The sequence below is a fragment of the Nodosilinea sp. FACHB-141 genome, assembly GCF_014696135.1.
GTDB lineage: Bacteria > Cyanobacteriota > Cyanobacteriia > Phormidesmidales > Phormidesmidaceae > Nodosilinea.
Genome location: NZ_JACJPP010000029.1, coordinates 1 through 23,714, shown reverse-complemented (window position 1 = coordinate 23,714; position 23,714 = coordinate 1). Strand labels below are relative to the sequence as shown.

Genomic DNA, 23,714 nt, shown 5'->3' with positions numbered 1-23,714 from the left:
GTGAATTGGACGACCCAGGTGAATGAACCTCAGGCTACCTACGATGAAGTAGACCAGCTAAAACCTGACTATCGCTACACCATTGTCGTGACGACGGATAGTGGTCTTTCTTCCGCTACGGGGCCAGATGTGGGTTTTGCAATGTTGCCCCAGGCTGAGCGCGATCGCATTAACGCTGAGGTGGCCGAGGTGAAGGCGCGGCAGCTAGAGCCCGACGTGGAAGCGATTGCCCTAGCGCTGGTGTATTTGGGGTTTGAGCACAGCGACCCCAATCGCCAAAGCTACGCGTTGAACCAATCGGCTTTGGATGTTCTAGAGACTAGAATTCTGGCTGGGTCTGAAAATAGCCAGCTTTACCTGCTACAAGCAGAGACTTACCTAGCGGTGGGGTTGCCGCTGCTGGCGCGGGAGCGCTATGGGCAGGGGTTGGCGTTGGCTGAAGCATCGGGGCAGCGAGAGCTGCAGGTTGATAACCATTTGGGCTTGGCGACGGTGGCGGAGGGGCAGACGGAGTACGATGCGGCGATTGCCCATCTGCAAGCAGCTCAAGAATTGTACGAGACGTTGGGTGAGCGCGAACAGGTTGAGGCGTTGCAGGCGCGCATTGAAACCCTAGAGAAGGAGATATAGCGATGTTGAACCCATGGCCGCAGCGCAGTCAGGGACGATGGCTCCATGCTCTGGTTTTGGCGGGGCTATGTACAACCTTGCTCGGAAGCACTAGCGGCGCCAGCCGTGCCCAGCCCGTGCCAATTGCTCAGGTAACAGAGCGCACACCACAGACCATCACAGGAGAACTCTCCCCTACTTCGCCGGTGGTGGAAGATGACGGCAGCTACTACGAAGTCCATCCCTTTGAAGGCACAGCTGGAGAAGCCCTGACCATTGACTTGATCAGCGACGACTTTAATGCTTACCTGATCTTAGTGAGCCCGACGGGAGAGCGGATTGCCGAGGATGACGATGGCGCTGGGGGCACCCTTGCCCGTATTACCCTAACGATACCGACCACCGGAGCCTATACCCTACTGGTCAATAGCTATGGGTCTAGAGAAACCGGCTCCTACCGACTAGAGACGCGAGCAGCCAGCGCTACCGAGCAAGCCCTAGAGCCAGCGAATCAACTCAACCAGCGGGTGACTGAGCTCTACCAGGCGGGTCGTTATGGTGAGGCAATTCCACGGGCCGAAGAAGCCCTGGCAATTAATGAGCAAGCCTTAGGCCCCGACCATCCCGATACCGCCACCAGCCTCAATAATTTGGCCATGCTGTATCGGTCGCAGGGGCGCTACGGGGAGGCCGAACCGCTCTTGCAGCGCGCCCTGGCAATTAACGAGCAAGCCTTAGGCCCCGACCATCCCTCTACCGCCACCAGCCTCAATAATCTGGCCGAGCTGTATTGGTCGCAGGGGCGCTACGGGGAGGCCGAACCGCTCTATCAGCACGCCCTGGAGATTAGAGAGCAAGCCTTTGGCCCCGACCATCCCTCTACCGCTGACAGCCTCAATAATCTGGCCTTTCTGTACAAGTCACAGGGGCGCTACGGGGAGGCCGAACCGCTCTATCAGCGCGCCCTGGCGATCACTGAGCAAGCCTTAAGCCCCGACCATCCCAATACGGCCACCAGCCTCAACAATCTGGCCGAGCTGTATCGGTCGCAGGGACGCTACGGGGAGGCCGAACCGCTCTATCAGCACGCCCTGGAGATTAGAGAGCAAGCCTTAGGCCCCGACCATCCCTCTACCGCTAGAAGCCTCAACAATCTGGCCGTGCTGTATCGGTTGCAGGGGCGCTACGGGGAGGCCGAACCGCTCTATCAGCGCGCCCTGGCGATTAATGAGCAAGTCTTAGGTTCCAACCATCCCGATACCGCCACCAGCCTCAATAATCTGGCCGATCTGTATCGGTTGCAGGGGCGCTACGGGGAGGCTGAACCGCTCTATCAGCACGCCCTGACGATCACTGAGCAAGCCTTAGGCCCCGACCATCCCGATACCGCCATCAGCCTCAACAATCTGGCCGTGCTGTATCGGTTGCAGGGGCGCTACGGGGAGGCCGAACCGCTCTATCAGCGCGCCCTGGCGATTAATGAGCAAGTCTTAGGTTCCAACCATCCCGATACCGCCACCAGCCTCAATAATCTGGCCGTACTCTCCTATGCTCAAGGCCAACTCCAACCGACTCTCACCTATCTGAGCCGAGGCCTGGCCATGGAAGAAACGGTTCTCAGTCGCAACCTGGTTGGGGGCTCTGATGCCCACAAGCGTCAGTACCTGGCCACCATGGCAGGCACGACTGATGCTGCTATCAGCCTTCATCTCAATGACCTGCCCACCGATGCAACGGCGGCACAACTGGCGCTGACCACCCTTCTGCAGCGCAAAGGTCGCATTCTCGACCTGTTTACCAACCTGCGCGCCCAACTAGCCGATGACCCTGGAGCTGTTACTCTTTTGGATGAGTTGAATGCCACCAGCACCCAACTCTCTAATCTGACCACCAACCCACCGCTGGATCTCTCCACCGAGGCCTATCAAGCCCAGCGCCAGTTCCTCGAAGAACAGCTCACCACTTTTGAAGATCAGCTTAGTCGCCGTAGTTCAGCGTTTGCTGACATAACGGCGTCGCCCACCGTGGAGGACATTCAGGCCACGCTCCCCAGGGGTACTGTGTTGGTTGAGTTCATCCGCTATCGGCCTTTTAATCCCGCCGCGTTAGCGTCAGAGCGCTTTGACTCCTCTCGCTATGCCGCCTATATCCTCGCGGCGGATGGCACCATTCAAGGCCTAGATCTGGGGCCTGCCGATGCGGTGGACGCGGCTGTTCGGACCTTCTCCACGAGCCTGGCCTCGCCCGATACGGCACTTTTCCAAGTTAAGGAAGACGCTCGCGTCCTGGATGACCTGGTGATGGCTCCGGTGCGAGCAGCCCTGGGCAATACCACGACAGTGTTTCTCTCCCCCGACGATGCTCTCAGCCTGATTCCTTTTGAAGCCTTGGTAGATGAATCCAATCGGTACCTGGTTGAGACCTACCAGTTCCGTTACCTCACCTCAGGGCGTGACCTGATGCGGATAGCCGATACTGCCCCTAGCAACAATCCGGCTGTGCTGATGGGCAACCCTACCTATGGCCGTCCTGGTTCCCTAGTGGCCCAGGCAGAAACCCGCACCATTGACTTTAAAAGCCGCATTTTTCCCGCTTTGCCGGGTACTCAGGCAGAGGTTGATCTGATTGCTCCTCTACTCCCCAGCCCATGGGTTTACACCCAGACCAACGCGACCGAAGCGGTCATTAAGCAGCAGACTAAGCCCAGCATTTTGCACATCGCCACCCATGGTTTCTTTGAGCCGAATGAAGATACCTTCAACCCCCTGCTGCAATCGGGGCTAGTTTTGGCTGGGGCCGCTGATGGCCAGAGTGGCCTTGACCAAGACGGCATTCTTACCGCCCTAGAGGTGACGGAGTTAGACCTGCGCGGTACCCAGCTGGTGGTGCTCTCAGCGTGTCAAACTGGATTAGGAGAACTCTCTTCTGGGGAAGGGCTGTACGGGTTGCGACGGGCCTTGATGCTGGCTGGTGCTCAAAGTCAGGTCATTAGCCTCTGGAAAGTAAGTGATGATGCGACTCAGAAGCTGATGGTGGCGTACTACCAGTCATTGCTCTCGGGCACGCCCCGCGATGCCTCCCTGCGGGACACCCAGTTGGCGTTTTTGCAAGAGCCTGACTATGCGCACCCTTACTACTGGGCGGCGTTCATCGGTTCTGGTGATTGGCGGCCGTTGGAGTAAAAGGTGCTTGACAGCGTAACTCATGACTAATGGCCACAACATCTTTTTCCACACTCTGGACAAAACTTCGCTTAGAGCAGCAGCGGTTCACCATTGCAGATGAAGATGTAGTTAGAACATTCTAGGGGAGTAGGAATATTGCTTGAATAGCGATGCCAGCTGCCTATAGTGACGATTTACGTGAAAAAGCGCTTGCTGCTGTTGATCGAGGTGACTCCAAAAGCCACGTCAGTTGTACGTTTAGCATTAGTCGCAACACTCTCGACCTGTGGCTGAAACGGCGCGAGGTGATGGGCAGCGCCGCTCCCATTCGCCACTACTATCGAGGGCCAGAGCCAAAAATTAATGATCTAGAGGCCTTTCGAGCCTTTGCCCAGACTCATGGTCATCTGACTCAGCAAAAAACGGCTGACCTATAGCTTGAACCAATCACCAATCGCACTATTGGCAAAGCGCTCAAGTGCATTGGGTTCACCCGTGAAAAAAGACCTATGGTTACCGAGAACGCAGCGAGGCCAAACGCCAAGCCTTTTTGACCCAAATTGCCCAGTATGAGGACGCCCAAGTGGTGTACCTCGACGAAGCCGGTGTTGATGATACCGAGGACTATCCCTATGGATGTTGTCCTCATACCGAGCGGTTCTATGCCCTCAAATTGGGTCATCGAACCCAGCGCATCAGTATGGTGGCGGGCCGGTGCAATCGGACGGTCCTCGCCCCAATGACCTATCAAGGACACTGCGACACCCGCTTGTTCGAAGCGTGGGTTGAGCGCTATCTCGTACTTGAACTGAACCCTGGGCAGATTGTCATGATGGACAACGCCAGATTCCACAAATCTCAGCACACTCAGAACTTAATTGAGCAGGCCAGTTGCATCGTTCTGTTCCTACCACCCTATTCGCTAGACTTTAACAAAATTGAAAAATTTTGGGCGCGGTTGAAACATCATCTCCGCAAGATGCTTAGCGCCTTCGATACTCTTTAGAATGCCGTTGATGATGCCTTCAGAAAACTGTCCTAACCATCCCGTCCACTGCAATACAACCCTCTTTTATTACTCTCGCTGGAGAATAGCTGAAATATCGGAAATTCGTTCGTCATGGTTTGGGTAAATTGATGAAAACTGAGAGTAAAAAAACATAATTTTTAATCCCCTTCCGAGAGGATTAAAGAGGGATTAGATACTTTGCTGATAAATTCTTATCAGTACTTAAAGAGCAATCTGTATAAAAATTGGCAACCAGATTGGAAGCAAATCAGTAAAGCTGAAATGCTACTTTAGTTGTCAACGTAGCAAAAATAACCTTCATGGGTATCGCCATCTAATTAATGAGTAATTTTTACAAGAACTTATGAAGTTAAAAGTATTTTTCGGGGAACAGTAACCCTTCAAATAGAATGAAGGGGCTTTCTCAGACTTATAGGAATAACACCCATGACCGATAGTGCAGGTGCTCCGGAAAGCTCATCTACCCAATATAGTTTGCCGGGAATAGAAAATCTTCCACAAGTAGAGCCTGGTGCAAGTGCTTGGTTCCGCTGTCCTACTCCAACTGTTGTTTCTTACGAAAGAGTTACGAAACGACTTCAAGGCAAAACTGACTCATACCCTGAGATTGGTTCACCGGAAGAACAAAAAGAGCTTGAAGAACTTCGTCAGTTTGCCGCAAACGCTGAAGACGCTAATGCTCTTGACCAGAACTCTCTAAGCGCTTTCTTAACGAATCGTCGTTTTGTATCTCCTCCACCTGCCGGGGCTGTTCTAAGTAAACGTACAGATACTAACAGTCCTATTATTCGTAACGGGCTTGAGTTGGCATACCTGTTTCAATCAGAGACCCCTGGAATATGGCATCGCCATATCTTGAACTTCATTCTTGCTCCAGAACCTGAGTCTAGCTTAGGCTTAAGGCTGTCACCACCTCGTCATGCTCTCATCTGGGCTACGCTTGATGTGGCGATCCATAGTGCTCTTATGGCTGCATGGCACTACAAGTGGGTAGCAGTAGAAGCAGATGGCACAAAGCTTGACCGGGTTGCATTTCGTCGCCGTCCTGCTGAAGCTGACCCAAGCTTAGAGATTGTCTACGATTTCATGAGTAATGATGAGACCAAAGATGGCAGTCTCACAAGAGGAGAGAAACGATTAGAGCCACAACCTTCCCCAGGAACTCCTCGCCATCCTGCTTACCCTTCTGGGCATAGCACCTATTCGGCAGCGGCAAGTTATGTACTTGGCTGTTTACTGCCGGAGTTCAAGGAGGACTTTGATAAGCTTGCTGACAACATTGGTGAAGCCCGCATCTGGGGTGGGGTTCACTGGCGTAGTGATCACGATTTTGGTCAGCTTGTAGGCAGAACTGTAGGAGAACTGGTAATAAGGCAGCTCAATAAGTCCGGGATCGTGGTTTGCCCAGAGCCAAATTCAGAAGTACCAGCGCGAGACGAATTAGAGGCAGCAGCTAAACAGTTTGATAGCAACTGCGGAGAAGCTGACAATAACTTCTGTAGCGGTGTAGATTGCTCAACACAGCCTGAAGTTATTCAGAACCTCTAAAGAGCTTCTACAAGCTCAATAACTTTCCCTCCTCGTTAGCCTTTCTGCTTGAAAAGTCAAAGGGGAGCGAAAGTTATATAAATAACAATTGAACCTTGAAAACATAACCGCTCTCTCTTTTGTTACTCTCGCTGGAGAATAGCTGAAATGACGGAAATTCATTAGCTATTAGGCAGAGCGCTCGGCACCTAGCAGCGTGGGCAGATCTGAAGGGATTGCAGCGCCTGAACACCGCCTCCGAATACGCAACTCGAAGATACTCAACGGGCGCCTGAAGTGCTATGGCGATCCGATTGAGTACCCAGCCTTTGAGCTTCTACCCCTCCACCCTGCCGTTCTCCGGTCGAAGGATCGTAGGGAGGTTAATCTGGGCGCGACGGGCTAACTTGGTCTTCGTTATCTGCCGAGTTTTGCGCACACGCTTTACGTATGTCCTAAGCGACTGGCGCTGGAGATTAAGCGTTGCTGTAGGTGTGGGTGCCATAGGGTTCTTAAACGCCTAATGCGGAGTAATTTTGCTTCGTACATCGCTCTACATATGGCATCGTGATGCCGCTAGTAATAGGGATGCATATGGCCACATCTCGTATCCTGGCAGGGGTCGCGCGTGAGCTACTCCACAGACCAGAGTAGTTAAGTACCTAACTCAAGCGCAGCTCCGTACCATGCTGCAAACCCCAATCCTCGAATCAATGCCCTCCTGTGGATTTTTTATGAAAGTGGCGCCCGAATCGCAGAAATGCTGGCCTTTCCGCTCATAAGTGTAGACCTAGCGGAACGCCAAGTTCAGGTGATAGACAAAGGCAACAAAAATCGGCTGTGCTTCTTTAGTGGACGGCCGGTGCGCTTTTCACCAAACGACTCACGCGATCGTGCTACGTGTGCCCCCTTTCCTACGCCATCGCTCACCGAGACTTGAGAGAGGCCATCGACCAGTACAAGTCACTCAAGGGTACTCGGTTCCATGACCTCCGCCACACCTTTGTTACCGAGCGAGCCCAGATAATCCTCCTAGAAGTCTTACGAGCGCTGCTTGGTCACGAAAAGATTCAGATGACACTTATCTACCAAAAAATCACCTCGCGAGTGGCGCAGGAGAGCGCCGAGGAGGCTCTCCAAAAGCTAGCGAAATCATGGAGCGGTAACGCTACTTAATGTTGCGTTGTTGGAGCCATGTGCAAGGCAAGCCAAGACTATGGACAATAGTCTATGAATCGGAAACACAGAGGAAGCCTGCCTAGACTAGAAGCTGGAATATTTGTTTTTTGGAGAGGGTACTATCAGAAGCGAGTGACGATGAGGTTTACGAAGAGGCAAAGTATGCCAAAGCTTTCCTGCTGTGATCGGTGTAAGTACTTTGCTCATAGTCTTTACCTTGTCTGTGCTGAGCACCCTACCGGCGTTGATGGGCACATCTGCGACGACTTTAGCCTTAGGGGTGAGGATGCTCGCGAGATAGATGATCCGCTTGCCTGGTACGACGACGACGAGCAATGGCACCCCGCAGGGGCAAGCTACTATGCTGGTGACCTCTTCTTAGATCCTGTGGAGCGCCTTACGCTTGACCAGCGGCTTCATTTACTTGACACCCATCCTCTCTTTACAGGCCGATGTCACCATTGTGAGAGGCCTCTTAAACAGACCTATCCGACTCCTCGCATCCACTGGGATTGTGAGCACTGTGGATGGGTAGATAACTCCCTATAACGAACGAATGACAGTACTTAGCCATAAGTAGCGAAGCTGGCGATTTAGGCCTATTTAGTACTTTTGTGCTGATGAGTGGTCGCGGCGCGGGGTAACTAAACCAGGACTTAGAGTTGTTTCACTAGGTGTCTCCTCTTGCAACTGACTCATAGTTCCGCCACCAGTCGTTCCAGATTCTGACGAACAGTTATCGTCTCTGGATGGGCCTCGCCCAAGAACTGCTTCATCATCGCTGAAGCTTCCAGGTAAAGGAGTTCGGCCTCCTTATAACGCCCTTGGGATTCGTAAAGCAAAGCCAGGTTATTGAGGCTTCGGGCGACAGCGGGATGGGCCTCGCTCAAGGACTGCTTCATCAGCAGGAGCTGACATAGCTGAGTGTAGTGTCGGACAAATTTTGGAACGTTTCACGAAAGAGCTGTCGAGAGCGGTTGTGATGCTGCTCTGCGGCGCGGGGCAGCTACTCCACAGGCGACCAGAGGGCTAGAACCGAGACAGAAAGGGGATAGCGCGAGCTTTAGTAGACGAGCTCGGCTCAACGAGATTTCGATGACTTGCAAGATATGGTCTCCCGCTTCATGACCATAGGTGTCGTTGAACCGCTTGAAGTGGTCTACATCGACCATAATGACGCCAATGGGTTGCTGGTGCCGCTGAGCCCGCTGCTTTTTCCATGCCCCATCAATACACTGTCATCATCGCTTTAGTTGCGAACTGCTAAAGCGTGTATCGAAGCATTAAGACATTGGCTTGATTTGTTCTCACCCTTAGCAGATGGCCCATCCTAAATCATGCCCTGCTCTTTTCACCTCTAACTTAGAAGGTATACAGGTGCATCCTGAGGAGTACCATGGCTCTACCGTTCCCGCCAGAATCTTCTAGGCCTGGGATTGGGTCTTCTGCTGAGGATAAAAACCGTAGGATTCAAGACACCTCTGCGCAGAACGAGCAGGCAAATGACCTGGATCAGAGCCTCCGGGACCGGCAGCTGCGGGCCTTCTTTGAAGGGGCACTCGATGCCATGGTGGTCTGCGACGATGAGGGGCATTACCTGGATGTGAATGCCGCCGCTTGTGAGCTGCTGGGGCTTCCCCGGGAGGAGTTGCTGGGCCAAAAGGTCAGCCGGTTCGTGCGGGCTACAGAATACACCGATGTCTGGCATCAGTTTCTAGACGATGAGCGCCTGACGGGAGAAATCGAGCTGCTGCGGGCCGATGGCACGGTGCGGGAGGTCGAGTTCGCTGCCACGGCCAATTTTTTGCCCCATCGCCACCTGTCGGTGATGCGCGATGTCACCCGGCGCAAGCAGCTGGAGCGCTCGTTACACCAGCTCAACCAGGAGCTGGAACAGCGGGTGGCGGAACGCACCGCCGCCCTGCAGCAGAGTAATGCACAGCTGCAGGCCGAGATTCAACAGCACCACCAGACGGAACAGCGTCTGAGAGAGTCTCGGGCCATGCTGGAAGTGGTTCTGGATAACGCCATTGCCTGTATCGGCTGCTTCAGAGTGTTTGCCAATGGCGATTGGGTCTATGACTATTGCTCGGCGGGCAGCCTGGACTTATTTGGCTTCTCTGCCGAAGCCGTCATGGCGGATCAACACCTGTGGATGAATGGAGTAGAGCCAGAGGACCTCGAAGCCCTGGTACCCCGCCTCTATGAGAGCGTCTATGCTGAGCACAATACCGAGGAAGAATACCGATTTCACCACTGGGATGGCAGTCTGCGGTGGATCTGGGCCCGGTACGCCAGCCGCTACGATACCGAAGCCCAGTGCTGGAGGGTCACCTGTGTCCATACGGATATTAGCGAGCGCAAACGCAGCGAATCTCAGCTCCGCACCAGCCAGCAACGGCTCTATGAGGCCCTGGAATCGGCCCAGATCGGTATCTGGTACTGGGATCTCACCAGCAACATCATCCACTGGTCTGACACCAACTATCGGCTCACAGGCTATGAGCCCAGCAGCGACGATAAACCCTTTGATGTATGGAGACAGGCCATTCATCCAGAGGACTGGCCCCGGGTGAACGAACAGATTCAGCAGGCTTTAAGTTCCCAGGACGACATGCAGATAGACTATCGGGTGCGGCTGCCCGATGGCAGCGTTCGCTGGCTGCGCAGTCAGGGCCAGATGATTCTGGATGACAACGGCGAACTCTATGCCATCGCCGGTATCCAGATGGATATGACGGAAGCGCAGCAGAACAAAGCTGCACTGGTGCAGGCATCCACCCTCCTGAGCCAGGAAATCACCCGGTACCGTGAGCACGAAAACCGGTTTCAACTGGCCCTGGAAGGCTCCGGGGATGGGCTATGGGATTGGACTATCGACACAGGCAGGACTCTCTATGACCAGCGCTGGCTCGCCATGCTGGGCTATGGCGTAGGGGAACTGCCCCAGCATGTCAGCACCTGGGAGAACCTGATTCATCCAGACGATAAACCGAGGGCAATGGCAGAGCTGGCGGCCCATCTGCGGGAGCAGAACTCTGGTTATCGGTTTGAGTATCGACTGCGCACTAAATCCGGTGACTGGAAATGGGTTGAGACCTATGGCAGAGTAATCGCCCAAGATCCCGAGGGCAACCCCCTGCGGATGGTCGGCACCCATCGCGACATCAGCGATCGCATTCATGCCCAATCTGCCCTGCAAGAAAGTGAAGAGCGGTTTCGAAGTGCCTTCGACCATGCTGGCATCGGTATGGCGCTAGTGGGGCTGGAGGGAGCGTTTCTCCGGGTAAATCGGTCATTCTGCTACATTACTGGCTATTCCGAGGCAGAGCTACTGCTGCTGGACTTTCAAACCATCACCCACGCGGATGATCTGAAGGCCGACCTGGCCCTGATGCGGCGGCTCCTGGCTGACGAGATTCCGTCCTATCAAATGGAGAAGCGTTACCACCACAAGCAGGAGTTTGTCGTGAGGGTTTTGCTGACGGGCTCTCTGGTGAGAGACCAGCACCAGCAGCCTCTCTATTTCATTGCTCAGGTTCAGGACATAACCGACCGCTTTACCGCTGTTGAGGAACTGCGCCATTCGGCCATGCACGATGCCCTTACCGACCTGCCCAACCGCAATCTGCTGATGTCGAGTCTGGAATTTGCCCTCCAGCGGCAGCAGCGGCAGCCCAATTTTCAGTTTGCGGTGCTGTTTTTGGATTTAGACCGCTTCAAGCTGGTGAATGACAGCATGGGGCACCAGGCCGGGGACCAACTGCTGAAAGCCGCCGCTGCAAAAATTCTCCACATCGTTCGCCCGCTCGATATCCCCGCCCGTTTGGGTGGCGATGAGTTCGTAATTCTCCTAGATGGCATTGATGGCCTCTCAGAGGCTACCCAGATTGCAGAACGGTTGCTGGATGCCCTCTGCCTACCTTTTCAGATTCAGGGACGGCAGGTTTACATTACCGTCAGCATTGGGATTGTGCTAGCCTCCGCCCAATATCTCCACCCCTCAGATCTGCTGCGCGATGCTGACATTGCAATGTATCAGGCCAAAGCTCAGGGGAAAAACTGCTATGCCCTGTTCGACCCTGATTTTCATACTCGGGTGGTGCATCGTATGCAGCTTGAGCACGAGCTACGGCAGGCCATTGTCCACGAGCAGTTCACCCTTTACTACCAGCCGGTTGTTAACCTCAGTACTGGCGATATCACCGGGTTCGAAGCCCTAGTGCGGTGGAAACATCCTGAACTGGGGCTGGTTCCTCCCTGTGACTTTATTCCCATCGCTGAGGAAACCGGACTGATTATTGGTCTGAGCCGCTGGATTTTGCGCACCGCCTGTGAGCAACTGCAGGTCTGGCGGCAGCAGTTTCCGACCCTGAGTCATCTAAGAATGAATGTCAACCTATCGGTTGAGCAGCTTAACCACCAGGGCTTCTTGTCTGAAGTCGAGCAGGTGCTCCACCAGACCGGTCTGGATGGCCAACACCTGACTCTAGAAATTACTGAAACCATGCTGATCAGCAACACCGAGGCCATCATTGAGCTGATTAATCAGCTGCAATCCCTGAATATTCGCGTTGCGATCGATGATTTTGGTACAGGCTACTCTTCCCTTAGCTACCTGCACCGTCTGCCGATCAACTCGCTTAAAGTTGATAAATCCTTTACTCAGCAGATGCACCAGGACCAGATCAATCGCGATATCGTAGTTACTATCCTGACGCTAACGGAGCGGCTAGGACTGCAGGCAGTAGCCGAAGGGATTGAAACCGCTGACCAACTAGCTTTGCTAAAAGCGATGGGCTGCAAACAGGGGCAGGGCTACTACTTCGCTAGACCTCTGCCAGCCCATGAAATTCCACCGCTGCTAGCTAGGGGTACCATTTCACCTGAGAGTTAAGTCTCATCAGAGTTAATGCTTATCGTCCCCTTCACTGCATTGGATCCTATTCTTAATGGTTTTTCTACAGCGAACCTGTTTTAGCCTTTTTGCTGGCCGCCCCAGTTGTGGGTTTACGGCAAAGATCTACGATCTACGACTGTTGGTAAAGCGGTGAGAGAAAAATTCAGTCTCAAGGTCTTTGTACACCTGGGGTATTCCGTACACCAGCACTAAAATAACTTGCTCATAGGCCTCATCTGTCGATGCCGGAGGGTTAAAGCCATTCAGGCAGTGCGCCCTTTCAGTTAACGATGAACTGATATGTGTCCAAACTTGAGTAGTACACAGCTCGTTTTCGACTATTTTTGGCACTGACATCCTCAATTCTTTCGTTGGATAGCTGCCTGTTGTCTGTCAAAACATGCGGCCGAATAGGTCAAAAGCGCAACCTCGCTACTTTAGGGCCTCTAGCTGTGATAAATAGTTGCTCCTGTGATGAATAGTTGCCTGCGCGCAATGAGTCAATCTGGCTTACCCCACGCCTGTACTCACGAAAGAGCTGCCAAGAGAGGCTTTGATGCTGCTTTGTGGCGCGGGACAACTATTCTAGGCAATTCTGTGGCTTGACCAAGGCTAGTCCCAGTCGCTGGAGCTTTAGGAAACAACCACTCCACCGTAATCTTGAGATTTGCATAAGAAGCTTAGCCACTTTCGTTGCAGGCACTGTGGACCACCACCCAATTACGTCTTCTGGTCTTAGCCTGATAGAGAGCCACATCGGCAGGCGGCTTTTACCACATCAATACCCTTGCCTCCCTTGGTTAGGAAAGCTCGCCACCCCCAGCTGCGGGTGCTGTCACCTCTGGCTATGCCGAGAACATCTTGCCCCACTGAAAGGGCTAGAGACAGAGATATACCTGCTGCACAAACCCTACCAGCAGGCCGAGTCGGCCTACAAAATCCATCAAGCTCTCACCGGAGGCTAACCATGAGATATTTCTCACCGTACCGCTATGACCTCCCCAGTTCCCATTCCCTCCCCTCGTCTCACCAAAAGGTTTGTCCTCGCTGGGCTGGCGTTGGCGTTTGCCACTGATACCTTGACGCCTTTGGGGTTTGCCCACGCTAACCTGTACCCGCTGATTGTGGCGGCAGCGGGCTTCTCTCGCAGCGATCGCTGGGTGCGAATGGCTGCCGTTGCCAGTCTGGGCTTGACGGTGGCGGGCTTTTTTGTGTCGCCGCCAGCTCCCCCCGATTTTGCCATTGCCTATGTGATTGGCAATCGACTGCTGGCAGCTATGACGATCGCTATAACCAGCGGCCTCACCCTAGAAGTTTTGCGATACATCAAGCAGGTCGACACCTCTCAGCAAGCGCTTAGCGACGCTTACGACACCCTGAATTCGCAGCGGACCCTGCTGCAAATTGCAGGCGAAATTGGCCGCATTGGGGGCTGGCTGGTGCCCCTCAATAGCCCCACTGTGATCTGGTCGGAAGAGGTGTGTCGCATCCACGAGGTCGAGTCGGGGTTTGCCCCTACCCTGGCCCAGGCAATCGAGTTTTACTCGCCCGAATATCGCGATCGCATTGCCACCGTCGTTACAGCCTGTATCGAGACTGGCTTGCCCTTTGATGAAGAGCTGCAAATTATCACTGCCCGCCAGCGCCGAGTGTGGGTGCGCGCCATTGGTCAGCCCGTGCGCGACGACCAGGGAGAAATTGTGGCAATACAGGGGGCCTTCCAAGACATTACGGCCCAAAAGCAGGCCGAAGAATCCTTAGAGCATAGCGAGCAGCGGTTTCGTCAGCTGGCCGACGCCATGCCCCTGCTCGTTTGGACTGCCGAACCCGACGGCACTATTGACTACACCTGCTACGCTCTGCGGGTCTACACCGGCATCTATGAACCCGAACCCCATCCCGGTCAAACCTGGCCGATGCTGCTGCATCCCGACGATCGTGACCCTTGCCTGGCCGCGTGGACCGCAGCGTTGCAAAGCTCCATGCCCTACCGTTTTGAGTTGCGTCTGCGGCGCTACGACGGGGACTACCGGTGGCACCAGGTGCAGGCTGTCCCTGTTCGTGATCAAGACGGCACTATCATCAAGTGGTACGGCACTGCGGTTGAAATTCACGAGCAAAAGCAGCTTGAACATAAAGCTCGCCAGACTGCCGATCACCTTAACACCACTCTAGAGAGCATCACCGACGCCTTTTTTACCCTCGATCACGAGTGGCGCTTCACCTTTCTCAACCGTCAGGCCGAAGAACTCTTGCAGCGCCGGCGGTCTGATCTACTCGGCAAGTATGTCTCGCATGAGTTTCCAGAAGCGGTCGGCAGTGTCTTTCATCAGCAGTTTGAGACGGCTATTAAAGAGGGGCGCTCGGTTGAATTCCGAGAATTTTATTCGCCTCTAAATGCGTGGTTAGATGTACGAGCCTACCCCTCCAGCGAGGGCCTGACCGTGTATTTTCGAGACGTCACCGAGCGCCTTGCCCTAGAAGAGCAGCTGCACCAGTCCCAGCGGCTAGAATCTATCGGCCAGCTGACGGGTGGCATTGCCCATGACTTTAACAATCTACTCACCGTCATTTTGGGCAACGCTGAGTTGCTCAGCGAAATGCTGGCCCCCGACCCTCGACTTCAGCCCCTAGCGGAGATGATTGCCAGCGCCGCTCAGCGGGGAGCCAACCTCACCCAGCGGCTACTAGCCTTTGCCCGTCGCCAGGCCCTCGCCCCCGAAGCGGTGGATGTCAACCAGCTGATGACCACCATGGACGGGCTACTGCGCCGTACCTTGGGTGAGCACATCGACATTGAAATGGTACTTGAGGCCGGGCTGTGGCCTGCCTTGGTTGACCCGGTCCAGCTTGAAAGTGCCCTGCTCAACCTCTGCCTCAACGCCCGCGACGCCATGATTCAGGGGGGGCAGCTCACCCTTGAAACCGCCAACACCGATCTCACCCAAGACTATACCGACCAGCAGGCAGAAGTGGCGCCGGGGCCATACGTGATGATGACGGTGTCAGACACAGGGTTGGGCATTACCCCCGAGAATCTGGAGCGGGTGTTTGAACCCTTCTTTACGACCAAAGAAAAGGGCAAGGGCACCGGGTTGGGCCTGAGCATGGTTTACGGATTTATTAAGCAGTCGGGGGGCCACATCAAGCTCTACTCTGAGCCGGGCCAGGGTACCACCATCAAAATGTACCTACCCCGATTTTCGGGCGACACCGGGCCTCAGCCCCGTCAGGTAGATAGCTCCGTAGTGGGTGGCTCAGAGCTAATTTTGCTGGTTGAAGACGACGAATTGGTGCGCCGCTATGCCCACGATCAGCTCGTGGATTTGGGCTACCGGGTGCTGGTGGCCACCAATGGTCCCACTGCCCTGATTCTGCTGCGTCAGCGAGACGACATCGACCTGCTATTTACCGACATGGTCATGCCCGGCGGCATGAGCGGACGTGAGCTAGCCTATCTGACCCGGCGATTTAGACCAGAGTTAAAGGTGCTTTATACTTCGGGCTATAGCGAGAATACCATTGTCCATCAAGGCCGATTAGACCCTGGGGTACAGCTGTTGAGTAAACCCTATGGCCGAGTCAAACTCTCGCAAAAAATTCGTGATGCGCTGGCTGCGCCACACTGACTATGACCGTGCCGGCCCTTCCCTGCCTATTTCAGAGCAGCTGCGGTTTCAGATGCTGCGACTGCACTGGAGTGTGGTACAAAAGATGACCCCAGCGATGACACTGGGCTTAATCACTTGTCCAATCTAAATGCATGAATTGCTTAATTTCCAATGCTTTGAAGCCTTCCTACTTCAACGAACTAGTGCCGTCGTTGCACTCCAACCTATTGGCGCTGCTTTTCAAATTACCTTTCCTGCGTAGGCTCCTATGGAGGAAAAATATTTTGGTCGTAGAAGATGAATTTGTAACGTCCTCATGCTCACCCTTGAAGGTAGTCTGTGCGCTCGTCAGATAACTCATTCACAAATTGTAAATATGTACTTTAATAAATAAGAAAAATATCTATCTAAGGTAGAGGGTGAAGCTTCATCATTTAAGTCAGAGTAGGCAGGAAAATTGTGATAGGTTTTTTCTTGTCCATCGTCTCTAGGTAAGCCTCTCGAATGTGTGGCGCTCAAACCTTCCGTATACTTGTTGTGGATGACATCATTGACAACTTATTTCTGCTGCAAACTGTTTTGGAAGCAGCAGGGTACCAGGTTGACACAGCGGACAACGGCAGAACAGCTCTTGTGAAAGTAGAAGCTTCGCCACCCGATTTGATTTTGATGGATGTGATGATGCCTGAAATGAATGGATATGAGACAGTTGAAAAGATTCGTCAAAACAAAAACATACCATTTATTCCTATTTTAATGGTGACTGCCCATGAAGATGCTAATCGCATTCAGGGGCTGGCAGTGGGTGCAAACGATTTTATTCGTAAACCAATAGAGATTGATGAGATTTTAGATAGAGTTGCAAGCTTTTTACGGTTTGGGAAACAAGCCATATCCTCTTAATGTTTAAGCTTATTACAGCTTGTAATCCACCTTTAGCAATTGTTCATGACGCCTCCGCCCTGATTATTCCTTGAGTGTTTGGATGATTGAGTTTAAAGGGCAAATCTTCATCTACGGTGCGGCGAATCTCGACAGGCATTACCCTACCGCCCATTCTTTAGCTTTTTCTGTCTTCATGTGGTCGTATCGGGATGACACGACTAGGCCATCTAGTTCTCTCATTAACGCTTCAGCAGTACTCATGTCTCCGTCATTCGAGGCCTGAATGTAGGCGTCTAGCAAAATGCCAAATTCGTTGATTATCATTTGCCACCCTTCTTGATGCTGCGTCAGATTGATTGCTCCGTTTACGAGATAACACTCGTAGTGATTGAGGAGCCACAACCGAACGGCGGATTTCCCAGGAAGTCCTCCTATTGGTGCTGACTGCGCTAGCAATCGAGTGCCTGTACTAGAAAAGATGCTGGTGGTGGGTTTATTTTGGTCTTTTGAATCCCGAACGGCTTAAAATAGGGCACAAAGCAAGCTCGGCCAAATCACCACAGGTGGCATCCTTTTGAGCACTCTTATGGATATCAGGCCTCTATTCCCAAAATGCTCCCAACAGAAAAATCGATGCGACTGGCAGATTTCATTCTCGGGAACGTCGAGCTGATTCTCTCGGAATGGGAGACGTTTGCGCGCAGCCTCGCGCCAGGGGGAAAGATGACCAAGCTCGCCTTGCGTAACGATGCTGAGGCAATGCTGCGGGCCACCGCGCTAGATATGCAGAGCGGTCAGAGCCTCGCGCAGCAGGCAAGCAAGTCCAAGGGCCACGGCGGCGCTGTTGGTGAAGAGAGCGATGGCCTCGACCACGCCTCAGTGCTGCACGGTGTGGCCCGCATGGGCTCGGGCTTTGACATCATGGAGGTCATCTCCGAATACCGCGCCCTGCGCGCCAGCGTGCTCCGCCTGTGGACTGAGCGCCACCCGCAATTCGACATCAACGATGTCAACGATATCATCCGCTTCAACGAATCGATCGATCAATCGCTCGCCGCCGCTGTCGGCAGCTACACGCGCCGCGTCGATCAGTCGCGCCGCATGTTCCTGGCGATTCTCGGCCACGACTTGCGCAGCCCGCTGAACTCTATCAGCATGGCGGCACAACTCATCTCGCGCACCTCAGGCGAACACCCAGCCTCTCCTAGAGCCCTGTCGGTGATCCAGACGAACACGGAGGCGGTCACCCGGTTGATCCGCGACCTGCTCGACTTTGCCTCGACGGGGCAGGGCAACAGGATGCCGCTGAGGTGCGATCTGGTCGATATAGAAATCCTCTGTCGCCAAGTCTTCGAGGAATTTTGTGTTGCCCATCCGCAGCGCACGTTGCGCTTTCACTCAGACGGCAACCTCACGTGCGACGGCGATGCGGCTCGACTCCGCCAGGTCGTTTCCAACCTAATGGGCAACGCAATTCAACATGGATCAGACGAGGGGCCGGTGGACCTATCGCTCACTTCAGAGGGATCAACCGTGGTTTTGAGCGTACATAACGAAGGGCTGCCAATTCCATCAGAGATGGTGGACGTAATCTTTGATCCACTCACGCGCCACACCTTGCCAGAATCGACAGCGCAACGAGTTCCAGGCAGTGTTGGTTTAGGGTTGTACATCGTGCGTGAGATCGTCGTCGCCCATGGAGGTACGGTAGAGGTCACCTCGACAGCGGAGGAGGGCACAACCTTCACCGTCCGCCTGCCACAGCTGCGCCCGGTAGGGGGCGAGCGGCAGTTAGCGTAAGGTTCTGCTGCTCTATGGCGCAGGGCAGCTACTCCGAAATCGTAGGCACAAAGCTCTTAACTTTTCCTAAAACCAATTATGCTGACAGCAGTAAAGGACTTTATAAAGTGTGAGCGCTGTGGCCTTTCATCAGGACTACTTAGGGATCAAACAGCCCGCCGTTGGTCAATTGATTCGAGAGCTGCGGCAAACCTTAAAACTGACCCAGGAGAAGTTTGCGGCTCAGCTTGGAGTCTCCTTTCCCACCATCAATCGTTGGGAAAACGGACATGCCACCCCTTCTCCCTTGGCACTCAAACAACTTGAAACCTTACTGAACCAATTGGCGGAGTCACCTGATAGGGCTTTACAGGAAAGCAGCCAGGCAATCCAAAGAAAATATTTGCCTCCAAGGAGGCTAAACGCATGAGGTCAGAGCAACACCGAGAGATGCCTGACAAGCTCTTTGGAAGCGGTGGTGAGATAGAAACACTCCTGCGCTCGCACGACTGGTCGCAAACGCCATTAGGAGCGGTTGAAACCTGGTCAGACGACTTGAAAACGGCAGCGCAAATTTTACTGACCGAGCTAGAGCAAGTACAGTCAGCCCCAGAGAGATCGCAAGATCATGCCTTACACCAGGCCAATCAGCTCAATGCGTTTCGAGTCAAACTAGCAGAGGCCCTGCGGCCGATTACTGATGCGTCAGAAATTCAGGCGATCGCCGCTCGCATTTTAGGTGAGTCTCTGGGCGCAACTCGCGTCATTTATATCGAAGTCGTGTCGGAGGGTGAGGAGGTCGTCGTTCGTTGCAACTACACCAATGGTGTAGCCTCCTTGAGCGGACGATACCGATTGGAGGACTACCAGCGCAATCTGACGGCTGATCATGAGGCTGGGCGCACTCAAGTCGTCACCGATATTCCCAACGACTCCACCTATACAGACGCTCAGAAAAAGAAATACCGCGAGATTGATATCGCGGCCCACATTGATGTGCCGCTAATCAAAAAAGGTCAGTTTGTGGCCCTACTGGCCGCTCAGCAATCAACACCACGTCAGTGGACGGAAACCGAGGTCAAACTAGTTGAAGAAACCGCAGAACAGACGTGGGCAGCCACTGAACGGGCCTATGCCGAAGCCGCACTGCGTGAGTCGGAAGCCAAATATCGCACCTTGTTTGAGTCGATCGACGAGGGCTTTTGCATTGTCGAGGTGCTGTTTGACGAGAACGACACGCCCGTTGATTACCGCATCTTAGAAGTTAATCCCGTGTTTGAGCAGCAAACCGGTTTACGACAAGCTGTCGGTAAAACAGCGCGTCAGTTAGTGTCCGATCCAGAATATTTCTGGATCGAAACCTACGGCAGAGTTGCCTTAACGGGAGAACCGATTCGCTTCGAGAATCATTCTGCACCGATGAACCGCTGGTTTGATGTTTATGCCTGCCGCACTGGACAACCGGAAGACCGAAAAGTGGCGATCGTATTCAAAGATATTAGCGATCGCAAACAAATAGACGAAGCGTTGCGGCAAACATCAGCCGACCTCGAACGTGAAGTACGAAAGTTTGATGCTACGCTTTCGACCCTCACCGATTTTGTATTTAGCTTTGACCTCGATGGGCGGTTTCTTTACGCCAATCAAGTGTTGCTCGATTTGTGGGGAGTCACCGCAGCAGAGGCGATCGGCAAGACGATGGCTGAACTTAATTATCCCGCAGCCGTTGAGCAGCAAGCGTTGGACGATATGCGACGAGTCTTTGAGACCGGAGATACCGTCAAAAACGAAATTACTCACACAAATCCAGCCGGAACTGAGGGCTACTTTGAGTATATTTTTAGCCCAGTGTTTGCCGCCGATGGCACTGTAGAGTCTGTTGTTGGTTCAGCCCGCGATATCAGCGAGCGCAAGCAGGCAGAACTTGAAATTCAAAAGTTTGTTTCCCTAGCCGATAACAGTGGGGTATTTATCGGCATGTACGATATGAATTTTGTCCCGTTTTATGTCAATCCAGCGGGTCAGCAACTAGCGGGACTGGATGATGTCCAGCAATACATTGAAACCTCAGTTAGAGACTTCTTTTTCCCTGAAGATCAAGACTTCATCATCAATGAGTTTCTTCCCCATGTATTGCAGGAGGGGCAAGCAGAGGTAGAAATTCGGTTCCGTCATTTCAAGACAGGCGAAGCATTGTGGATGATCTACAACGTCTTTCATATCAAAGATGAGCACAACCAGCCGATCGGGTTAGCCACCGTCAGTCGCGATATTACCGATCGCAAACAGGCAGAAGCTGCCTTGCAAGAGAGTGAAGAACTAAAGCAACGCATTTTGGAGAGCAGTCAAGACTGTATCAAAGTTTTAACGTTAGAGGGCCGACTCGTTTACTTGAATACAGGCGGCTTTAATCTCCTGGAAATTGACGATCCGGCCTCTGTTTTGAACGCCAAATGGCTCGATTTCTGGCAAGACGAAGATCGTCAAAATGCAGAGGCAGCGTTTATAGCCGCCAAAGCAGGCAATGCTGCTCAACTTCAAGGATGCTGCCCCACGGCAAAGGGCAACTTGAAGTGGTGGGATGCTATCGTCACCCCTATTCAAGATGCATCTGGCAAGGTTGCACAACTGTTAGCAATCTCACGCGATATCACCAGGCAAAAGCAAGCTGAATCGAAGCAAGAGCAACTGCTAAAACGAGAACAAGCGGCACGAGAAGAAGCAGAACGCGCCAACCGGATTAAGGATGAGTTTCTCGCAGTGCTGTCTCATGAGCTGCGATCGCCCCTCAACCCGATTTTGGGCTGGACCCAGTTGCTGAAAACCGGCAGATTCGACCAAGCCCGCCAAGCGGAAGCACTCGCGACGATCGAGCGCAATGCCAAACTGCAGTCTCAACTGATCGAAGACTTGCTTGACATCTCCCGCATCATGCAGGGCAAGCTGACCTTAAATCCGACTCACGCCAGTTTAACGTTTGTGATTTCTGCGGCCGTCGAAACCGTGCGGTTGGCAGCAGAAGCCAAGAATATTGAGATTGCACTTGACCTCGATACGCAAGTTGCCCCCATCTTTGGCGATGCTGCCCGGCTCCAGCAAGTGGTCTGGAACCTGCTGACCAATGCCGTCAAATTCACGCCCAAGGGCGGGCAAGTAACGGTCGAACTGCGGCAAGTGGAGCAATTGGCGCGAATTCGGGTAATCGATACAGGCATTGGCATCAAGGCTCAATTCATCCCTTATGTGTTTGAGTATTTTCGGCAAGAAGATGGTTCCACCACCCGTAAATTTGGCGGTCTAGGGTTAGGGCTCGCCATCGTGCGGCAGATTGTGGAACTCCACGGCGGTACAGTGGCGGTAGAGAGTGACGGTGAGCAGCAAGGTGCAACCTTCATCGTGCAGCTACCGGTCCTGAAGCGGCCAACACCCGTTCTCTCTGAATCAACCCAGCCTCAACTCAACTCAGAAACACTCCTAGACAACGTTCAAATCTTGCTCGTTGATGACGACGCTGATACCCGCGAGTTTCAGGCTTTTCTGCTAGAGCAATACGGGGCAAGGGTAACGGCGGTGCCTTCTGGCTTAGAGGCGCTGCAAGCCTTGGAGCGGTTGGTTCCTGATGTGATTGTTAGTGATATTGGCATGCCAGAGATGGATGGCTACGGGCTGATGCAGCAGATTCGCTCCCGTCCACCCGCTCAGGGCGGGACGGTTCCTGCGATTGCGCTCACGGCTTATGCCGCAGAAATTGACCAAAAAAGAGCCCTCGAAGTTGGATTTCAAACACACTTGACGAAACCGTTAGAGCCAGAACGATTTGTCGGCGAAATTGTAACCCTGCTCCAGCTGAATTGAGTCTAGACATTGTGCCTCGCCACAAGCTGTGCCACCTCGGCTAGCTCCACTAGCTCGATCTTCTCCACTAGCGCCACCATTAACCCTAAGTGATCGAGAGGCTCGCTCTTTAACGGGCGTTCCCTGCTCGCGCAGCTAGTCAGGTTGCCTATGTCCTGGCTTCCGATTGAGGACCAAGCAAAACAAAACCCCAGCGATCGCCAGGGGCAGATGTGAAATTCCATGTACGCCAAACAGCTTACCCCTGCTACCATCCCCACTGACAAGGGCATCCTAGGCAAGTAACGGGCAGAAGTCTTGAAGTCGTAGATGCACCCTAAGAACCAACCCCCACAGGCACCGCTGGCCCATGGGGTTTTTTGTTTAGCATCTCCGTAGGCACTACCCCACCGTCCATCCTTTAGCTTTTTCTGTCTTCATACGATCGTATCGAGATGACATGACTAGGCCATCTAGTTCTCTCATCAACGCTTCAGCAGTACCCGTGTCCCCGTCATTCGAGGCTTGGGTGTAAGCGTCTAGCAAGATGCAAAATTCGTTGGTTATCATTTGCCACCCTTCTTAGTGCTGCGTCAGGTTGATTTCTCCGTTTACGAGATAACACGCGTAATTATAGAGGAGCCACAACCGAACGGCAGATTTCTCAACGCACTACAGCAGACTCAATTGCTGCACCCTGGGCTGTCCCATTTCGATCGGCACGGCTGGCGATCGCCTCCCTGACCTGGGCACCATAGACCGACAGCGGCGATCGCATGTTTGCGTAGATGCACCCGAACTCCCCACCCCCACGGCACCGCTGGTCCATGGGGGTTTTGTTTTGAATGTCGATCGCCACGGCTCATCTTCTCTCAATGTGGCGGGCCGCAATGGTTGGCACAAGGTTTGTGCCTAATGGCCTTAACCTGCTTAAGGGTTAGATAACAATTAGTACGTTTATGCCTGCTTGGCCGCTTCGAGGCCCAAGCTAAAAGCGGACAGGGGCATTGTTGTAGAAGAGAGTTAAGCATGGATATTGCTGCCAACGGCGCGATCGCGGCGGCGTATTTCATCATTCCTCTAACTCTATTGCCGCTGCTGCTAAAGGCCAAGCGCGACATTTGGCTCAATCTGCTGCTGCTGATCCTATTCATCTTTAGCTGCGGCGTCGGCCACACCCTCAGCGCTATGAACCT

The 23,714-nt window shown here is 53.4% G+C and carries 16 protein-coding genes; 12 read left to right on the top strand and 4 right to left on the bottom strand.

The window, feature by feature from the left end; genetic code table 11:
* The 6 genes from H6F59_RS25365 (at nt 1) to H6F59_RS27780 (ending at nt 7,506) form a co-directional block, all read left to right on the top strand.
* Nucleotides 1-630: a hypothetical protein gene (locus tag H6F59_RS25365; protein ID WP_190707706.1), complete on the top strand. Its 630-nt coding sequence runs from the start codon at nt 1-3 to the stop codon at nt 628-630.
* A 2-nt stretch (nt 631-632) separates the two neighbouring features.
* The gene (locus H6F59_RS25360) at nt 633-3,791 is read left to right on the top strand and encodes a tetratricopeptide repeat protein (RefSeq protein ID WP_190707702.1); all 3,159 of its coding nucleotides are present in this window, start codon (nt 633-635) and stop codon (nt 3,789-3,791) included.
* A gap of 152 nt (nt 3,792-3,943) precedes the next feature.
* Entirely contained in the window at nt 3,944-4,210 is a 267-nt protein-coding gene (locus tag H6F59_RS26620) for an IS630 transposase-related protein (RefSeq protein ID WP_242021697.1), read from the top strand.
* Between the two features lie 113 nt (nt 4,211-4,323).
* Complete coding sequence (locus H6F59_RS26615) at nt 4,324-4,779, top strand: transposase (RefSeq protein ID WP_242021695.1); 456 nt, start codon at nt 4,324-4,326, stop codon at nt 4,777-4,779.
* A gap of 450 nt (nt 4,780-5,229) precedes the next feature.
* Complete coding sequence (locus H6F59_RS25350; RefSeq protein WP_190707699.1) at nt 5,230-6,351, top strand: vanadium-dependent haloperoxidase; 1,122 nt, start codon at nt 5,230-5,232, stop codon at nt 6,349-6,351.
* An 879-nt stretch (nt 6,352-7,230) separates the two neighbouring features.
* On the top strand, nt 7,231-7,506 hold the full coding sequence (locus tag H6F59_RS27780) for a tyrosine-type recombinase/integrase (RefSeq protein WP_190707696.1): 276 nt from the start codon (nt 7,231-7,233) through the stop codon (nt 7,504-7,506).
* Nucleotides 7,507-8,204: 698 nt separating this feature from the next.
* Here the strand turns inward: H6F59_RS27780 and H6F59_RS25340 are convergent.
* Complete coding sequence (locus H6F59_RS25340) at nt 8,205-8,411, bottom strand: tetratricopeptide repeat protein (protein ID WP_190707693.1); 207 nt, start codon at nt 8,409-8,411, stop codon at nt 8,205-8,207.
* Nucleotides 8,412-8,462: 51 nt separating this feature from the next.
* Nucleotides 8,463-8,741 carry a diguanylate cyclase gene (locus tag H6F59_RS27775; protein WP_190707999.1) on the bottom strand — a complete coding sequence of 93 codons (279 nt, stop codon included), beginning with the start codon at nt 8,739-8,741 and terminating at the stop codon, nt 8,463-8,465.
* A gap of 164 nt (nt 8,742-8,905) precedes the next feature.
* Here H6F59_RS27775 and H6F59_RS25330 point away from each other — a divergent pair, with 164 nt between their 5' ends.
* The 3 genes from H6F59_RS25330 (at nt 8,906) to H6F59_RS25320 (ending at nt 16,923) form a co-directional block, all read left to right on the top strand.
* Nucleotides 8,906-12,406, top strand: a complete 3,501-nt coding sequence (locus H6F59_RS25330) for a PAS domain S-box protein (protein ID WP_190707690.1) — start codon at nt 8,906-8,908, stop codon at nt 12,404-12,406.
* A 995-nt stretch (nt 12,407-13,401) separates the two neighbouring features.
* Entirely contained in the window at nt 13,402-16,038 is a 2,637-nt protein-coding gene (locus tag H6F59_RS25325; RefSeq protein ID WP_190707687.1) for a PAS domain-containing sensor histidine kinase, read from the top strand.
* A gap of 519 nt (nt 16,039-16,557) precedes the next feature.
* The gene (locus tag H6F59_RS25320) at nt 16,558-16,923 is read left to right on the top strand and encodes a response regulator (RefSeq protein WP_313887318.1); all 366 of its coding nucleotides are present in this window, start codon (nt 16,558-16,560) and stop codon (nt 16,921-16,923) included.
* A 138-nt stretch (nt 16,924-17,061) separates the two neighbouring features.
* Here H6F59_RS25320 and H6F59_RS25315 read toward each other — a convergent pair whose 3' ends face one another.
* A complete protein-coding gene (locus H6F59_RS25315; protein ID WP_190707679.1) occupies nt 17,062-17,229 on the bottom strand; it encodes a hypothetical protein in 168 nt (55 codons plus the stop codon).
* 288 nt (nt 17,230-17,517) lie between these two features.
* Here H6F59_RS25315 and H6F59_RS25310 point away from each other — a divergent pair, with 288 nt between their 5' ends.
* The 3 genes from H6F59_RS25310 to H6F59_RS25300 all read left to right on the top strand — a co-directional run bounded on the left by H6F59_RS25310 (nt 17,518) and on the right by H6F59_RS25300 (nt 22,539).
* Nucleotides 17,518-18,705, top strand: coding sequence for a sensor histidine kinase KdpD (locus H6F59_RS25310; RefSeq protein ID WP_242021693.1), 1,188 nt, complete (start codon nt 17,518-17,520; stop codon nt 18,703-18,705).
* A 109-nt stretch (nt 18,706-18,814) separates the two neighbouring features.
* Nucleotides 18,815-19,114: a helix-turn-helix transcriptional regulator gene (locus H6F59_RS25305; RefSeq protein WP_313887317.1), complete on the top strand. Its 300-nt coding sequence runs from the start codon at nt 18,815-18,817 to the stop codon at nt 19,112-19,114.
* Nucleotides 19,111-22,539 carry a PAS domain-containing protein gene (locus tag H6F59_RS25300; protein ID WP_199325982.1) on the top strand — a complete coding sequence of 1,143 codons (3,429 nt, stop codon included), beginning with the start codon at nt 19,111-19,113 and terminating at the stop codon, nt 22,537-22,539. The genes H6F59_RS25305 and H6F59_RS25300 overlap by 4 nt, the downstream gene beginning before the upstream one ends.
* A 643-nt stretch (nt 22,540-23,182) precedes the next feature.
* On the opposite strand, the gene H6F59_RS25295 is transcribed toward H6F59_RS25300, so the two are convergent.
* Nucleotides 23,183-23,377, bottom strand: coding sequence for a hypothetical protein (locus H6F59_RS25295; protein WP_190707676.1), 195 nt, complete (start codon nt 23,375-23,377; stop codon nt 23,183-23,185).
* Between the last annotated feature and the right edge of the window lie 337 nt (nt 23,378-23,714).

Excerpts from the sequence above, each read along its gene's own strand:
- H6F59_RS25315 (WP_190707679.1), bottom strand. The coding sequence starts at position 17,229 with ATGATAATCAACGAATTTGGCATTTTGCTAGACGCCTACATTCAGGCC.
- H6F59_RS25340 (WP_190707693.1), bottom strand. The coding sequence starts at position 8,411 with ATGAAGCAGTCCTTGAGCGAGGCCCATCCCGCTGTCGCCCGAAGCCTC.
- H6F59_RS25300 (WP_199325982.1), top strand. The coding sequence starts at position 19,111 with ATGAGGTCAGAGCAACACCGAGAGATGCCTGACAAGCTCTTTGGAAGC.
- H6F59_RS25330 (WP_190707690.1), top strand. The coding sequence starts at position 8,906 with ATGGCTCTACCGTTCCCGCCAGAATCTTCTAGGCCTGGGATTGGGTCT.
- H6F59_RS25325 (WP_190707687.1), top strand. The coding sequence starts at position 13,402 with ATGACCTCCCCAGTTCCCATTCCCTCCCCTCGTCTCACCAAAAGGTTT.
- H6F59_RS25310 (WP_242021693.1), top strand. The coding sequence starts at position 17,518 with ATGCTCCCAACAGAAAAATCGATGCGACTGGCAGATTTCATTCTCGGG.
- H6F59_RS26620 (WP_242021697.1), top strand. The coding sequence starts at position 3,944 with ATGCCAGCTGCCTATAGTGACGATTTACGTGAAAAAGCGCTTGCTGCT.
- H6F59_RS25360 (WP_190707702.1), top strand. The coding sequence starts at position 633 with ATGTTGAACCCATGGCCGCAGCGCAGTCAGGGACGATGGCTCCATGCT.
- H6F59_RS25350 (WP_190707699.1), top strand. The coding sequence starts at position 5,230 with ATGACCGATAGTGCAGGTGCTCCGGAAAGCTCATCTACCCAATATAGT.